This is a genomic window from Sphingomonas sp. Marseille-Q8236, assembly GCF_965112005.1.
Window position 1 is genome coordinate 1,129,681 of record NZ_CBCOPO010000002.1, and the last position, 14,416, is coordinate 1,144,096.

At 64.8% G+C, this 14,416-nt stretch carries 12 protein-coding genes; 6 read left to right on the forward strand and 6 right to left on the reverse strand.

All coding sequences use genetic code 11. The features are described 5' to 3' along the window. Positions 1-53 precede the first annotated feature (53 nt). Together ACWPWT_RS17715 and ACWPWT_RS17720 are read left to right on the forward strand one after the other, a co-directional pair. Positions 54-1,373: a bifunctional folylpolyglutamate synthase/dihydrofolate synthase gene (locus ACWPWT_RS17715; RefSeq protein WP_454280781.1), complete on the forward strand. Its 1,320-nt coding sequence runs from the start codon at positions 54-56 to the stop codon at positions 1,371-1,373. Between the two features lie 93 nt (positions 1,374-1,466). Continuing rightward, complete coding sequence (locus ACWPWT_RS17720; protein WP_261269556.1) at positions 1,467-1,895, forward strand: DUF6628 family protein; 429 nt, start codon at positions 1,467-1,469, stop codon at positions 1,893-1,895. Here the strand turns inward: ACWPWT_RS17720 and ACWPWT_RS17725 are convergent. Both ACWPWT_RS17725 and ACWPWT_RS17730 read right to left on the reverse strand, forming a co-directional pair. Next, positions 1,885-3,213 (reverse strand): AmpG family muropeptide MFS transporter, encoded by a 1,329-nt coding sequence (locus ACWPWT_RS17725; RefSeq protein WP_454280782.1) that lies wholly within the window; start codon positions 3,211-3,213, stop codon positions 1,885-1,887. The genes ACWPWT_RS17720 and ACWPWT_RS17725 overlap by 11 nt on opposite strands. A gap of 72 nt (positions 3,214-3,285) precedes the next feature. Next, a complete protein-coding gene (locus tag ACWPWT_RS17730; RefSeq protein WP_454280783.1) occupies positions 3,286-3,672 on the reverse strand; it encodes a response regulator in 387 nt (128 codons plus the stop codon). A 154-nt stretch (positions 3,673-3,826) separates the two neighbouring features. Between ACWPWT_RS17730 and ACWPWT_RS17735 the strand changes: the two genes are divergently transcribed. After that, positions 3,827-5,068 (forward strand): pseudouridine synthase, encoded by a 1,242-nt coding sequence (locus ACWPWT_RS17735; protein ID WP_454280784.1) that lies wholly within the window; start codon positions 3,827-3,829, stop codon positions 5,066-5,068. Further along, positions 5,068-5,604 (forward strand): 16S rRNA (guanine(966)-N(2))-methyltransferase RsmD, encoded by a 537-nt coding sequence (gene rsmD, locus ACWPWT_RS17740; protein ID WP_454280785.1) that lies wholly within the window; start codon positions 5,068-5,070, stop codon positions 5,602-5,604. Before ACWPWT_RS17735 ends, rsmD begins: the two co-directional genes overlap by 1 nt. On the opposite strand, the gene ACWPWT_RS17745 is transcribed toward rsmD, so the two are convergent. Continuing rightward, the gene (locus ACWPWT_RS17745; protein WP_454280786.1) at positions 5,595-6,866 is read right to left on the reverse strand and encodes an MFS transporter; all 1,272 of its coding nucleotides are present in this window, start codon (positions 6,864-6,866) and stop codon (positions 5,595-5,597) included. The two genes, rsmD and ACWPWT_RS17745, sit on opposite strands and share 10 nt — an antisense overlap. Before the next feature lie 69 nt (positions 6,867-6,935). After that, complete coding sequence (locus tag ACWPWT_RS17750) at positions 6,936-8,576, reverse strand: inorganic phosphate transporter (RefSeq protein WP_454280787.1); 1,641 nt, start codon at positions 8,574-8,576, stop codon at positions 6,936-6,938. 213 nt (positions 8,577-8,789) lie between these two features. Here ACWPWT_RS17750 and ACWPWT_RS17755 point away from each other — a divergent pair, with 213 nt between their 5' ends. Both ACWPWT_RS17755 and ACWPWT_RS17760 read left to right on the forward strand, forming a co-directional pair. Beyond that, positions 8,790-11,081 carry an ATP-dependent helicase gene (locus tag ACWPWT_RS17755; protein WP_454280788.1) on the forward strand — a complete coding sequence of 764 codons (2,292 nt, stop codon included), beginning with the start codon at positions 8,790-8,792 and terminating at the stop codon, positions 11,079-11,081. Positions 11,082-11,196: 115 nt separating this feature from the next. Beyond that, a complete protein-coding gene (locus ACWPWT_RS17760) occupies positions 11,197-11,757 on the forward strand; it encodes a glycine zipper 2TM domain-containing protein (protein ID WP_454280789.1) in 561 nt (186 codons plus the stop codon). 51 nt (positions 11,758-11,808) lie between these two features. Here ACWPWT_RS17760 and ACWPWT_RS17765 read toward each other — a convergent pair whose 3' ends face one another. Further along, positions 11,809-12,168 (reverse strand): hypothetical protein, encoded by a 360-nt coding sequence (locus tag ACWPWT_RS17765; RefSeq protein WP_261269565.1) that lies wholly within the window; start codon positions 12,166-12,168, stop codon positions 11,809-11,811. 92 nt (positions 12,169-12,260) lie between these two features. Further along, on the reverse strand, positions 12,261-14,378 hold the full coding sequence (locus tag ACWPWT_RS17770) for a prolyl oligopeptidase family serine peptidase (protein WP_454280790.1): 2,118 nt from the start codon (positions 14,376-14,378) through the stop codon (positions 12,261-12,263). Between the last annotated feature and the right edge of the window lie 38 nt (positions 14,379-14,416).

Below are 14,416 nucleotides of genomic sequence, written 5' to 3' on the forward strand. Positions count from 1 at the left end.
GGGCCGAGAGGTCCGCCCCTTTCATATCCCCCGCCCCTATGCGAGACCGGCCGATGCCCGATCATGCCCGCTCCCAAAACCCGGCCGTACAGGCACAGCTCGATCGCCTGTGGTCGCTGTCGCCCGGAGCGGACATATTGGGGCTGGAGCGGATCACGCAATTGCTGGCACGGTTGGGCGATCCGCAGAACCATCTGCCCCCCGTCTTTCACGTTGCCGGCACCAACGGCAAGGGTTCGACCTGCGCCTTTCTGCGTACCGCGATCGAGGCGTCCGGTCGGCGAGTCCATGTCTATTCGAGCCCGCATCTGGTGCGCTTCAACGAGCGTATTCGCATCGCAGGCGATTTGATCGAGGACGACGCCCTCGCCGCCCTGTTGGATGAGGTGCTTGGCCAGGCCGAGGGGATCGGGGCCAGCTTCTTCGAGGTGACAACGGCGGCGGCCTTTTTGGCCTTCGCGCGTACGCCAGCGGCTGCGACGATCGTCGAGGTCGGTCTGGGCGGGCGTCTGGACGCAACGAACATCCTGCCTCCGCCCGCCGTCTGCGGGATCGCGGCGCTCGGCATCGATCATGAGGCGTTTCTGGGCCGCAGTCTGATCGGCATCGCGCGGGAGAAGGCGGGCATCGCCAAGGCCGGGACACCGCTCGTCACGATGGACTATCCACGATCTCTTCGCGAGGCGATCGCGCAGGTGGCGGCAAACGCCGGTGCGCCTTTGGTGTCGCGTGGTCGGGATTGGTTCAGTCGTTCCCGGCCGGGCAAGGTCGATTATCGCGACGAGCAGGGAGAAATCACCCTGCCCCGCCCCGCCCTGATCGGCGGGCACCAAGCGCGGAATCTCGCGCTGGCAACGGCGATGATCCGGCACCAGGACAAGCTGTCCATTCCCGACGAGGCCTTGCAGGCTGCCGCGACGCAAACGCACTGGCCTGCCCGCATGCAGCGCCTGGGTGATGGCCCTCTGACCGCCCGCCTCCCCAGCGGGAGCAACTGCTGGCTCGATGGCGCGCACAATCCCTCGGCGGCCGGCCCCGTCGCCCGTGCCATGATGCACTGGCAATCGCAGGGGCCGAGCGCTCTGGTGTTGGGAATGCTGGCGAACAAGGAAGCAGGGCCGGTCCTGCAGAAGCTGGGCGCGATGGTCGATTTCATCGTGACGGTACCAGTCCCCGATCACGCCACCCACGCCCCCGAGGAACTGGCAAGCCAAGCGCGGCAACTTGGTATCGAGGCGCTCGCGGCAGCCGATCCGGCAGAGGCTCTGAAGGTGATCGCCCATCGCTTTCAGAAGCCGGTCCGTGTTCTGATCGCCGGGTCGTTGTATCTCGCAGGGCATGTGTTGGCGCTCAATGACGAAGTGCCGCAATGATGCGACGAAGCGCCGCAGCGAACCCCTTCATTTGCGATTGACTATCAATAGCGAGCAATTAGCATGGGCTCCATCATCACGGAGTCCCAGCCGATGGCCGAAACCACGACCCTTTCCACCACGCTTCCCCACATGCTGCCGGCCTGCCCCTATGCGCGGATAGCGTTGTTCGCGGTACGTCGAATGGGCGCCCACGGCCTGGGGGATGCACGCGCCGCGCATACGCTGTTCACCGTCTTTGGCCAGGACTTCCGGCGGCCCTTGTTGCTCATGCGGACGTTGATGGCCGATCTCGCCGCGCATGCTTCGGGCCAGATCGCGATCGCGCCGTGCTGCTGCGCCCGAATGACCGCTGCCGAAGCCGCGCTCATCACCATATTGGCGCAGATGGAAAGGGCGCCGGACAAGGCGCGCTATCTGATGAGCGACCTGCTCGGCGTGCGGCGGGTGGACGGCGTACTCGCCAGCGCAGCCGCCGTCAGCGCCGCCTTTGCCGATGAGGGGCGCCCGATCACTGGGTAACGGGCACCTCGCGACGGGCGTCGCCCTCTCCTTCGACGCCCGCGCTACCGATTGAACGGTCAACCAGGCCGGAGCGCGCCATCCACCAGAACAGGATGACCCCCGGCACCGCGGCGACGGTCGTAAGTAGATAGAAGTCGACATAACCGAACCGCTCGACCAATGCCCCGGCGGTCGTCCCGCTGAGGATTCGCCCAACGATGCTGGCCGCCGCGGAGATCAGGGCATATTGCGCGGCGGTGAAACGCAGATCGGTCAAGGCGGAGAAATAGGCCACCACCGTCACGCCACCGATCCCGCTGGAGAAATTCTCGAACCCGATCGCGCCCGCCATGCCCCAATTGGAATGGCCGAGCGCCGCAAGACCGGCAAAGGACAGGTTAGACACCGCCATCAGGATCAGGCTGATGATGACCGACCGCTTCATGCCCAGACGCGCGTATAGCAAGCCGCCGACGAAGACACCCACCAAGAGCGCCCAGAAACCGACCCCGACGTCATAGAGCGCAATCTCGTCCTTGCTGAAACCCAAGTCGTTGAACAGCAGCCGAAACGTCAGATTGGCCAAGGTGTCGCCGATCTTGTGGACGAGGATGAACGCCAGGATGATGGCCGCGCCCTGACGCCGGAAGAATTCGGCGAATGGGCCCACCACGGCCCGGACGATTCCTTCGGTCGGGCGTTTCGCCGTGATCTCGCTATGACGCGCGGGCTCACCCATGACGAGGGCCGTCAGGATCGCGGGCAAGGCGAAGGCGCAACTGACGAGATAGGCGACGCTCCATCCCGCCCGCGTCGCCACGACCAGCGACAGCGACGCCACCAGCGCAGAGCCGATGCGCCAGCCATATTGGCCCATGCCCGCCCCTACGCCGAGCTGACGGGGTTCGAGGAGTTCGATGCGATAGGCGTCGATCACGATGTCGAAAGTCGCGCCCGCAACCCCCAGTGCGATTGCGGCCAAGGCCGTTTGCGCCAGGGAAACGCGCGGATCGGTCAGCCCCAGGCCGACCGCCGCAAGACAGACCAGTGCCGCGACGACGAACAGCCAGGACACACGCTGGCCGAGCCGATGCAGCACGGGGATTTTAACGCCCTCGACGATCCAGGCCCAGAGAAATTTGAAATTATAGGCCAGGATGACGAGCGCGAAGGCCGTGACGCTCTTCTTCTCGATCCCCGCTTCCGCCAACCGGCTGGCCAGCGTCGCGTTGATCATCGTCAGCGGGAAGGCGGAAGATATGCCGAGTGCCAGAGAGGCCAGCGGGGCTGCCTCAACATACGGCCGCACTCCGTCCAGCCAACGCGCACTCGCCATATGAAACAGACCCGCCCTATCGCAAAGCGCGGACCGTAGTGCGCTTGCCGTCGCCGGGCAACGGGGCGCGGATCAGGCGCGGGCGAACAATCGGAAACCGGCGGGCAAGCGACTGGGCGCCTTACCGGTCCGCCGTTCCTCGATCGCGGCAATGGCGCCAAGCAAGTCCCGCGCGCCATAAGGCTTCATCAATATTCCCTCGGCGAGATTCTCCACGCCATCCGGCGGCGTGCCCGTAAGGAACAGGACGGGAATATCGCGTTCGTGCGCCGCCCTGGCGACATCGACGCCACTGCCGTCCGCCAATTGCACATCGGCCAGGACTAGGTCGATCGCGGTACCGCCCTCGATCAGCGTGATGGCCTTGCTGACCCGGTCGACCGTCCCCACCACTTCGTAATCGGCATCGCTCAGCACATGCTCGGTGTCGAAGGCGACCAGCGGTTCGTCTTCGACCACAAGCAGCCTGACCAGCTGCCGCTTTTTCCGCCCGAAGAATTTCATCCCTCTATCGGCCCGTCTTTCTTGCCCCACTCATCGCCGTAACGCTTTGTCCGGCGGAAACGACGCAATTAATTTCCTTTGGCCTACACCCTATGTATCAGCGTCGATCATGACATCAGATCAACGTATCGCCAAGCTGCTGGCCCGGGCCGGTGTCGCATCGCGTCGAGAGGTCGAGCGGATGATCGCCGAGGGGCGTATCGCCCTGAACGGCGTCGCGATCGACACGCCAGCGACCCTGCTTTCCTCGCTCGACGGCATCACCGTCGACGGACAGCCGGTCGCCGCGCCCGAGCCGACCCGACTGTTCCTCTATCATAAGCCCAACGGCCTGCTGGTGACGGAACGCGATCCCAAGGGGCGGCCGACCATCTACGACCGGCTGCCCGCGGACCTGCCCCGGCTGGTGCCGGTCGGACGGCTCGATCTGAATACCGAGGGGCTGCTGCTGCTGACCACCGATGGCGGCTTCAAGCGCCAGTTGGAGTTGCCCGCCACCGGCGTCGAGCGGACCTATCGCGCGCGCGCCTATGGCGACATCACGCAGGCGCAGCTCGAGGAACTGATCCACGGGGTCGAGATCGACGGGATCCGCTATGGCCAGATCGACGCCAATCTGGAACGACGGACCGGGGCCAATGTCTGGATCGAGATGACCTTGCGAGAGGGCAAGAATCGCGAAGTCCGCCGCGTTCTCGAACATCTGGGGTTGCAGGTCAGCCGGTTGATTCGGCTACGCTATGGCCCGTTCCTGCTCGGCGATCTCCCGGCCGGTGAGATCGGTGAGGTGAAGGGATACGAGATCGTCGAGTTCCGCAAGACGTTGGAGGGCGGCATCCCTGCCGATGCCGTACGGCCGGCACCACGCGCAGGCTTCCGCACGCCCCCGACACGAACCGCACCGGCGCGTGCCCGCACGGAGCGGGACGGCGAGGTACGCCGGGACGCCGTCCCCGCGCGCAGCCCACGCCCCTCCGCAAACCAGGGCGACCGGGCGAAACCCTTCGCTAAGCGCCCCCCACGGGCCGATGATCGCCAGGACCGCAGCGAGCGTCCGGGACGCGCCGCCGCCTCGCCGAACGCACGTCAAGGGCGGTTCGCCCCGAATGAGCGCGGTGGCGACCGCCCGACGGGCCGAGCAAATTCCGGCGAACGAAAGCCATTCGGCAAGCGGCCGACGGAAGGTCGTATGGAGCGTGGGGACCGGACCGAGCGCGGCGCTTCCCCCACCCCACGGGGTCCAGCGCGTCCCAGATCCGACGGGCGGAATGGCGATCGGCCTTCCGGGCGGCCGGGTGGTCGACCGGGCGGCGGCGGATCGCGGCCTGGCCGCCCGCGAGGAGATCGTTGATGCGGGTGATTGCTGGACAATGGCGGGGTCGCCCGCTCGTCGCGCCAAAGGGTGACGTCACCCGCCCGACCGCCGATCGGACGCGGGAGGCCTTGTTCTCGATGCTGACCGCTCGGCTGGGTGATTTCGACGGGCTGGCCGTGGGCGATTTCTTCGCGGGCTCGGGCGCGCTGGGGATCGAGGCCTTGTCGCGCGGGGCGGCGTCCTGTCTGTTCGTCGAGCAGGATCGCGGCGCGCTGGACGCTCTCCGTGCCAATCTCGAAAAGCTGGGTGCCAAGGCGGACGTCCGCGCCGCCTCGGTCATGGCGCTGGGGCCCGCTCGCCAGCCGCTGGACCTGATCTTGATGGACCCACCTTATGGCACCGGTGCGGGGAGCGTGGCGCTCGACAAGCTGGCGCGGCTCGGCTGGGTCGGCGCCGGAACGTGGATCAGCATCGAAACCGCCAAGCAGGAGGAAATCGAGCTGGCGGGCTTCACCGTCGACGCCTCACGCGTCCACGGCAAGGCTCGGCTGACCCTGCTGCGTCAGGCCTGAACGCTTTTCCCGCGCATCAGGGCAAGCCCGGCGAGGCTGAGCAGACCGGCGGCGACCAGATAGCCGCCGACAAAGTTCAGCCCGCCACGCTCGGTCAGGGCCTGCGCGGCGATGGGGGCGAGCGCGCCGCCGATGATCCCACCCAGATTGAACGTCATCGACACCCCCGTATAGCGCACACCGGCTGGGAACAGCGCGGGCAGCCATCCGCCGAGCGGACCATAGGCAAAGCCCATTACGAACAGCGCGAGCGCGAGCCAGACGAACACCACGACCAGCGATCCTGCACCCAGCATCGGCCCCATGACGAGGCCGACCAGAACGCAACCCGCAAAGCCAAGAGTCAGCATGGCGGGGGCTCCACGACGGTCCGCCATCACGCTGGAGATGATGACCCCCAGCGCTAGGAACAGGATCGCGATGAGCTGAATGCCCAGAAAAGCCTCGCGCGGATAGTTCAGGACGGTCGTGCCATATCCAAGCGCGAAGGCGGTCGCGAGGTAGAAGATCGCGAAGCAGGCAACCACGCCGCCGGTCCCGACCAGCAGCGCGCGGCCATGATCCTGCACCAATGTCGCGAAAGGAATGCGGGGCAAGGCTTCGGACCGCTTGGCCTCGGTAAAGTCATGCGTTTCGGTCAGACGAAGCCGAACCCAAAGCCCCAGTATCACCAGCACCGCGCTTGCCAGGAACGGCAGCCGCCAGCCCCAGGCGCGGAACTGCGCGTCGGTCAGGACAAGGCCCAGCAACAAAAAGAAGCCATTGGCCAGGATGAAGCCTACCGGCGCGCCGAGCGGAGGAAACATGCCCCAGGTGTTGCGACGCCCCGGCGGCGCGTTCTCGACGGCCAGCAGGGCAGCACCACCCCATTCGCCCCCCAAACCGAGCCCCTGCCCCAATCGCGCGATGCACAAGAGTAGCGGGGCGATCCAACCCGCCTGCGCATAGGTCGGCAGGAAGGCGATGGCGACGGTGGATCCCCCCATCAGCATCAGGCTGACGACCAAGGTCGACTTGCGGCCCACTCGGTCGCCGAAATGACCAAAGGCAATCGCACCCACGGGGCGCGCGACAAAGGCCAGGCCGAAGCTGGCATAGGATAGCAGCAACTGGGCGGTCGCGGATGACGCCGGAAAGAATAGCGGTCCGAAGACCAGCGCCGCCGCCGTCGCATAGATGTAGAAGTCATAGAACTCGACCGCCGTACCGGTCAGGCTGGCCAGCAGGATATGGCGGTGCGACGGGGGCGATGCGTGAGTCATGCTCCGCCCGTGCAGAAACGAAACGAATACGTAAAGGCCTATCCCGACCAGAACGCTTCGATCGCGGACTTAGCGCACGACCACGCCAGCCAAACCCAGCAGCATCCAGTAGAGCAAGCCGGAAAGCAGCATCGCGGCCGGCAGGGTCAGGACCCAGGCCAGGATCATGTTGCGGATCGTACGAACCTGAAGCCCCGCTCCGTTGGCGACCGACGCGCCCGCCACGCCGGACGTCAGGATATGGGTGGTGGACACGGGCCGCCCCATGAACTCCGCGATCATGATGGTCGCGGCGGTGGTCAACTCGGCCGCGGCTCCCATGCCATAGGTCAGATGCGTCTTGCCGATCCGTTCTCCGACCGTCGTCACGATCCGTTTCCATCCCACCATGGTGCCAAGGCCAAGTGCCAGCGCGACGGTCACCTTTACCCACAGGGGAATATAGCGCGTGCCGCGCTCCAGCTGTGTGGCATAACCGTTGAGCGATTCGATCTCGGTTGCGGTGAAGCGGCTCTTGGCCGTCTCGCTCTTCGTGATCATGCGCGTCGTATCGAGGACGAGATACATGTCGTTGCGCAAATTGGGTACGATTGCGGCGGGCACGCGGCTGAGCGCCCCGTAATTGCCGATCCGCTCGCCAATGTCGCGGGAAAGGACGGAAAGGCCGGTATAGACTTCGGGCTTGTCTACCGCCTTGGCGCGGACGCCGGCGACGACGATCGCACGAGCCTGGTCGATGGTGGGATTTCCGCCCGCGCCATGGGCGGCATAGGCAGCGGAGCCGGTCTGCGCGCTTCGTACGAATGCGGGCATAGCGCTTTCCGGCAACGTCCGGTTCAACGCATAGGCGGTCGGCGCGCAGCCGATAAGGATGAGCATAATGAGGCCCATGCCCTTTTGCCCATCATTGCCGCCATGCGCGAAGCTGACCGCCGTACAGGTGAAGATCAACAGTGCGCGAATGCCACGCGGCGGCGGCGTATCGCCTTCCGGCTCACGATACAGCCGATCGTTGCGCAGGAAACGCTTCATGACAAGGAGAAGCAGCAGCGCAGCGCCGAAACCGATCAGCGGACTGAACAGCAGCGCGGAGAGCACCTTCTGCACCTGTGCCATGTCCACCCCCGACGTGCCGGGAATGGTGGACAGCATCTGGTTGGCGAGCCCCACGCCCAGGATCGATCCGATCAGCGCATGGCTGGACGAATTGGGCAGGCTGACCGCCCATGTCGCCAAATTCCACAGCACTGCCGCCAACAGCAGCGCGAAGATCATCGCAAAGCCCGCCCCCGACCCGACGTGCAGCATCAGATCGATCGGCAGGAGCGTGATGATCGAATAGGCCACTGCCCCCGTCGAGCAGAGCACCCCAAGGAAATTGAAGAAGCCGGACCAGACCACCGCCAGCGGCGCGGGCATGGAATGGGTATAGATCACCGTCGCGACCGCATTCGCGGTGTCGTGAAAGCCATTCACGAACTCGAAACCCAGCGCGATCAATAGCGCAAGGCCCAAGAAGGCGAAGACGCCGATCGCCATCGGCTCTCCGACCCGCGCCGTGTCCAGCGCGATGCTGTAGCCCGCATAGGCCAGCCCGCCGACCAACAGGCCCGCGAATATCCAGCGCCCCATGGGATGAAGGCTGGCATCGAGACGGGGACCACGAGCGCGCGATTCGGATTGGCCACCGGCGAGTGCAAAGGATGTCATGGTGATCCCCCGTTGCGCTTCTCTGGTGACAATTTGATGACGCCAGACTTGGCGTATTCCCATCCCGGAACGTGCCGCGGAGTTTGCAGGTCGCATTCTGAGGCGGCGGTGCCCAGAAGGATCGGGTTCGGTAAGGCTCGCAGCCGGGGAAACAATTCTTCCGATGCACACTGGATGGTTGCCCCGCCTGCAAACGTTCCCTAACTGTTCGCGATGACTCCTGCCCACCCCGATCCCGCCGCCCAGCTCGCCGATTATCCCTATCTGCGGACACTCAATCCGGCGCAGCGAGAGGCGGTCCTGACCACGGACGGGCCGGTCCTGGTTCTGGCGGGGGCGGGTACGGGCAAGACGGCGGCGCTGACCGCGCGGCTGGCGCATCTGCTCTACACGCGCAAAGCCTGGCCTTCCGAGATCCTGTCCGTCACCTTCACCAACAAGGCGGCGCGCGAGATGCGGGAACGGGTCGGTCGGCTGGTCGGCGACGCGGTGGAGGGGATGCCGTGGCTAGGCACCTTCCACGCCATCGGTGCCAAGATGTTGCGACGCCATGCCGAACTGGTCGGGCTGCAATCCAACTTCACGATCCTGGACACTGACGATCAGCTTCGTCTGCTCAAGCAGTTGATCGTCGCTGCGGACATCGACGAAAAGCGCTTCCCCGCCCGCGCGCTGGGCGGCCTGATCGACGAATGGAAGAATAAGGGGCTGGTGCCCGGCGACATCGATGCGGGCGAGGCAGAGCGTTACGCCAACGGGCAAGGCGCCGAACTCTACCGGCAGTATCAGGAGCGGCTGCGCAGCGTGAACGCCTGCGACTTCGGCGATCTGCTGCTCCACATGTTGACCATATTGAAGACCCATCGCGACGTGCTGGAGCATTATCAGCAGCGTTTCCGCTACATCATGGTCGACGAGTATCAGGACACCAACAGCGTCCAATATCTCTGGCTGCGGCTGCTTGCGCAGGCGCGCAAGAATATCGCCTGTGTGGGCGATGACGACCAATCCATCTATTCGTGGCGCGGTGCGCAGGTCGAGAATATCCTGCGGTTCGAGCGGGATTTTCCCGGCGCAAAGGTCATCCGGCTGGAACAGAATTACCGTTCCACGCCCCATATCCTGGGCGCAGCATCGGGCGTGATCGCCAACAATGGCGGGCGTTTGGGCAAGACCCTCTGGACCGAATTGGATGTCGGTGAAAAGGTTCGCGTGCTTGGCGTATGGGACGGCCCCGAGGAAGCGCGGCGTGTCGGTGAGGAGATCGAGGCGGCGAAACGCTCCGGCACATCCTATGGCGACATCGCCATTCTGGTTCGCGCGTCGCACCAGACCCGCGAATTCGAAGATCGCTTCATCGCGATCGGCATGCCGTACCGCATCGTCGGAGGCTTCCGCTTCTACGAACGCGCCGAAATCCGCGACGCGCTCGCCTATTTACGCATCGTCAACCAGCCTTCGGACGATCTGGCGTTCGAACGGATCGTCAATGTTCCCAAGCGCGGCCTGGGTGACAAGGCTTTGGCAAAGATTCACCAACTTGCCCGGGCGGAGGGATTGCCGTTGACGATCGCCTCGGCCCGTATCCTTGATACCGACGAACTGACGCCGCAGGCGCGCCGCAGCCTGGGCAACCTGGTCGGCGACATCGCCCGGTGGCGCGACATGGCCCGCGACCTCGCCCATCCCGAACTTGCCCGGCAGATGCTGGACGAGAGCGGCTACACTGCGATGTATCAGAACGAAAAATCCGCCGAGGCGGCCGGGCGGCTGGAGAATCTGTCCGAACTCGTGCGCGCCATGGAGGATTACGAGTCGCTCGGCGCCTTTCTGGAGCATGTTTCGCTGGTCATGGACCGGGACGGCGACCAACAGGAACCCGAGGTGACGATCATGACGATCCACGCCGCCAAGGGCCTGGAATTTGATACCGTTTTCCTGGCGGGATGGGAGGAAGGGCTGTTTCCTTCGCAACGCGCCATTGACGAAGGCGGCACCCGCAGTCTGGAAGAGGAACGACGGCTCGCTTATGTCGCCATCACTCGCGCGCGTCGCAAGGCGGTGATCCTGCACGCGGCCAACCGCCGCATCTATGGCCAGTGGACCTCCAGCCTGCCCAGCCGGTTCGTCGGCGAACTCCCGCCCGAGCATATCGACAGCGAGACCAGCATGACCGGGGGCGAAAGCCTGTGGCGGGCCAACTGGTCCGAACATGCCGATCCCTTTGCCGATGTCGCACGAGGGACCGGCCGGGGGCCGGGGTGGCAGCGCGCCGCCGCCAGCCCGCAGGGGGTGCCGGGCCGTAACGCGCGCGTGGTTGAGTCGCGGGCGCCCTCCGTGGGACTGGGCCAGAAGGGCCGCGACGATCTCAGCCTGGGCGAACGGGTCTTCCACCAGAAATTCGGTTACGGCCAGATCGCGACGATCGAGGGCAACAAGCTGGAGATCGATTTTGAACAAGCGGGCCGCAAGCGCGTAATGGATAGCTTCGTCACCAAGGGATGAGCGATCGGCGTATGGTATCTTCGGCGACCGGGGCGGAAGCCCGTTCAGGAACCATATCAATTCGCAGCCGTATCGGTCGCATCGCCCGATTGTCCGGGCATGGAGGATAGGATCGATGGGCTTTCGTCATTTGGCCATCGCTGCAATCACGACTGCCGTCATCACCACGGCCGTTCCCGCCGCCGCGCAATCCGCCGCCGACGATGCGCGGTTCCGCGCGGCGCAGGCCCGTTTCGATCGCGAATATCAAATCTATCGGCAAGAGGTCGACCTATACCAGTCCCGTCGCGACCGGGGCGGCTATGATGACGGCGACTATCGCCCCGCCCCGCCCCCCGGCGGGCCCGGCGGCCATCGTGTCGCGCCCCCCATCCCCGCCCGAGGGTATAGCAGCAATGCGGAGCCCTATTATGATCCCGTGGGCGATTATCGCGACGGTCCACAATATCGCGAACGTGTGCTGCAGCCGCAGGACCGTGTCTATGCGGGAACCGATGGACGCTATTACTGCCGCCGTTCGGACGGGACGACCGGCCTGATCATCGGCGGTGCTGCGGGCGGCATCCTGGGCAATCTCGTCGGCGGGCGGAGCAGCACCATTGCGACGTTGCTCGGCGCGGCAGGCGGTGCGCTGGCCGGACGTTCGATCGACCAGAACCAGGTTCGCTGCCGCTGACGGGATCGGCGCCGCTCCCATCATGTGTGGGGCGGCGCTGCCCGGAAAAAATTAGGCGGGCTCTACCATCATCAGTGCGGCGTCACGATATTTGTCCGCATCGCGCTCGAACAAGGCGCTGGCGGTGAAGCGGCGCGGTGTCAGCCGCAACGAGCCCAGCCCCGCCAGCTTGAAGGTCCCCATTTTTTCCTCGCGCGGCGGCTTTCCATCACGCTCGATGGTCGTCGCATCGACATATAGCTCATCGTGACGCGTAAAGATCACATGAGGCGCGAGCACCACTTCCCCGCGATTGTACATGGCAGACACTGCCTGCATCTTGACGATCGCTTCGAAGATGATGGCGGGAGCGCCTGCCGCCGGCTCAGCCGGACGGCGCTCGGTCGTCGTCATATCGGTCATGCCTTGCATTTGCCCATCCTGCCGCACCGCAGCAAGACCTATATTTACGCATAGGTCATACAGGCAAAGGCCGAGCGGCTCCAGCGCCCGGCCTCCGGCCCTTACCGCTTCGGCGTATCCATCAGTTTTTGCGCGAAATAGACCATTTGCTGGGCGCTCAACCGGGCACCCTGCGCGATGTCGGCGTCGCCCGAATGACCACCCGCCGTATCCTCGTAGAAAAGATAGGGGATGCCATATTCAGACAGGCGCGCGGCGAATTTGCGCGCATGCTGCGGCCCGACCCGGTCGTCCTTGGTCGTCGTCCAGATATAGGGCTCGGGATAGGCCACGCCTTTGCGGATATTGGCATAGGGCGAAATTTTGCGGAGGAACGCCGCCTCTTCGGGCACGTCGACCGAGCCATATTCGTCCTTCCACGAATCGCCCGCCGCAATCTTCTGGTACCGCACCATGTCGAGCAGCGGGACCTGGATCGTCACCGCCTTCCACAATTCGGGATGCTGGGTCAGTTCGACCCCCATCAGCAGGCCGCCGTTCGAGCCGCCATAGATGCCCAGCTTTTGGGGACTGGTGATCTTCCGCGCGAACAAATCCTTCGCCACCGAGGCGAAATCGTCATAGATGATCTGCCGCTTGGTCTTGCGACCGGCATCATGCCATTTGGGCCCGAACTCGCCACCACCCCGGATATTGGCCAGCACATAGGCGCCGCCCCGTTCCGTCCAGATTTTGCCGGTCGATCCCAGATAGGTGGGCAGCCGCGCAATTTCGAAACCGCCATAGGCGGTCATCAGCGTCGGCGTGCTGCCGTCCAGCTTCGCACCCTTGGGCAGCACGACGAAGTAGGGGATTCTGGTCCCGTCGGTCGAGGTCGCTTCATATTGGTGGACCGTGGTGCCGGCCGCGTCGAAACGGGCAGGAAGAGTCTTCAGCACCTGCAATGCGCCAGGACGGCTGGCGTCGAAGCGTGACAGGACGGTCGGCGTGGTGAAGCCCGCCGTGGACAGGTAGACGATGTCGGAACGATCGCTGGTGCTGACCACATCGACCGCCATATTGTCCGGCACCTGCACCGTCGCCGAAGACCATCCGCTTTCCTGCGGCGCGAAGACGCTCGCGCGGCCGCGGACATTGTCGATATAGGTGATGACCACCCGATCCCTGGTGGTGGAGACGCCTTCCACCGCCTGACGGTCGGTAGGCGTGAACAACGCCTGCGGTGCGATCGTCCCGGACTCCAGTTCCGACAGCGGCGCCCAGACGACCGCCCCGGCGGGATGGTCACCCCAGGCGTCGCTGGTCTGGAAGATCACGCGGCCATCGACCATGCCTGCGGGGAACGCGCGCGCCGGCATCGTGAGCGGCTTGGCGCCGCCCTTGGGCGTCCAAAGCAGCTTGTCGCCGCCGAAGAAGGTCTGCCGCCGCTCGATCACCACGGCACGGTTGCCCTTGGCGTCGATGAGCACACCCGCATAGGTGCCCAGTTCGTCCGTCGGCGCGCCCCGGAAGATTTCGGTCGCCTGCGACAGCGGCGTCCCGCGCTTCACCATCTTCACGACAAAGGGATAGCTGGACTTGGTCAGCGTGCTCTCTCCCCAGTCGCGGCTGACCAGCAGCGTATCCTTGTCGAGCCATGCCGCTCCTTGCTTGGACGTCGACAGGCGGAAGCCACCCGGTACGAACTGCCCGGTCTGCATGTCGAACTCACGATATTCGATCGCGTCCTCACCGCCTTCCGACAAGGCGACCAGGCACAGGCGATCTTCGGGACTGAGGCAATTGACGCCCTTCCAGACCCATTTCTTCCCCTCCGCCTTGCTGAGCGCGTCGAGGTCGAGCAACGTCGTCCAATGTGGATTGGCCGAGGCGTAATCCTCCTCCGTCGTCCAGCGCCACAGACCCTGCGGATGGTCCGCATCGCGCCAGAAATTGACGATCCGGCCATACATCTGGCCCGGCATTGGAATGCGATCCTTGGCGGATGCGATGGCGAGCGCCTCGCCATAAAAGCTGTGGTAGCGCGGATCGTTCTGAAGACGCGGCAGGGTTTTGGCATTCTCCGCCTCCACCCAGGCGAGCGATTTGGGCCCGTCCTTGTCCTCCAGCCAGACATAGGGATCATTCTCGGTCATCTGGTTCGTCTGCGCCATCGCCGCTCCCGTCACAAGCTGGCTGGCCAGCATCGAGCCCGCCAGCATCCACCGCCATCCCCGCATTCGCTACGCTCCGTCCTACGCTCTAGTGGGCGGAATGT

Excerpts from the sequence above, each read along its gene's own strand:
- ACWPWT_RS17715 (WP_454280781.1), top strand. The coding sequence starts at position 54 with ATGCCCGATCATGCCCGCTCCCAAAACCCGGCCGTACAGGCACAGCTC.
- ACWPWT_RS17720 (WP_261269556.1), top strand. The coding sequence starts at position 1,467 with ATGGCCGAAACCACGACCCTTTCCACCACGCTTCCCCACATGCTGCCG.
- ACWPWT_RS17725 (WP_454280782.1), bottom strand. The coding sequence starts at position 3,213 with ATGGCGAGTGCGCGTTGGCTGGACGGAGTGCGGCCGTATGTTGAGGCA.
- ACWPWT_RS17735 (WP_454280784.1), top strand. The coding sequence starts at position 3,827 with ATGACATCAGATCAACGTATCGCCAAGCTGCTGGCCCGGGCCGGTGTC.
- rsmD (WP_454280785.1), top strand. The coding sequence starts at position 5,068 with ATGCGGGTGATTGCTGGACAATGGCGGGGTCGCCCGCTCGTCGCGCCA.
- ACWPWT_RS17745 (WP_454280786.1), bottom strand. The coding sequence starts at position 6,866 with ATGACTCACGCATCGCCCCCGTCGCACCGCCATATCCTGCTGGCCAGC.
- ACWPWT_RS17750 (WP_454280787.1), bottom strand. The coding sequence starts at position 8,576 with ATGACATCCTTTGCACTCGCCGGTGGCCAATCCGAATCGCGCGCTCGT.
- ACWPWT_RS17755 (WP_454280788.1), top strand. The coding sequence starts at position 8,790 with ATGACTCCTGCCCACCCCGATCCCGCCGCCCAGCTCGCCGATTATCCC.
- ACWPWT_RS17760 (WP_454280789.1), top strand. The coding sequence starts at position 11,197 with ATGGGCTTTCGTCATTTGGCCATCGCTGCAATCACGACTGCCGTCATC.
- ACWPWT_RS17765 (WP_261269565.1), bottom strand. The coding sequence starts at position 12,168 with ATGCAAGGCATGACCGATATGACGACGACCGAGCGCCGTCCGGCTGAG.
- ACWPWT_RS17770 (WP_454280790.1), bottom strand. The coding sequence starts at position 14,378 with ATGCGGGGATGGCGGTGGATGCTGGCGGGCTCGATGCTGGCCAGCCAG.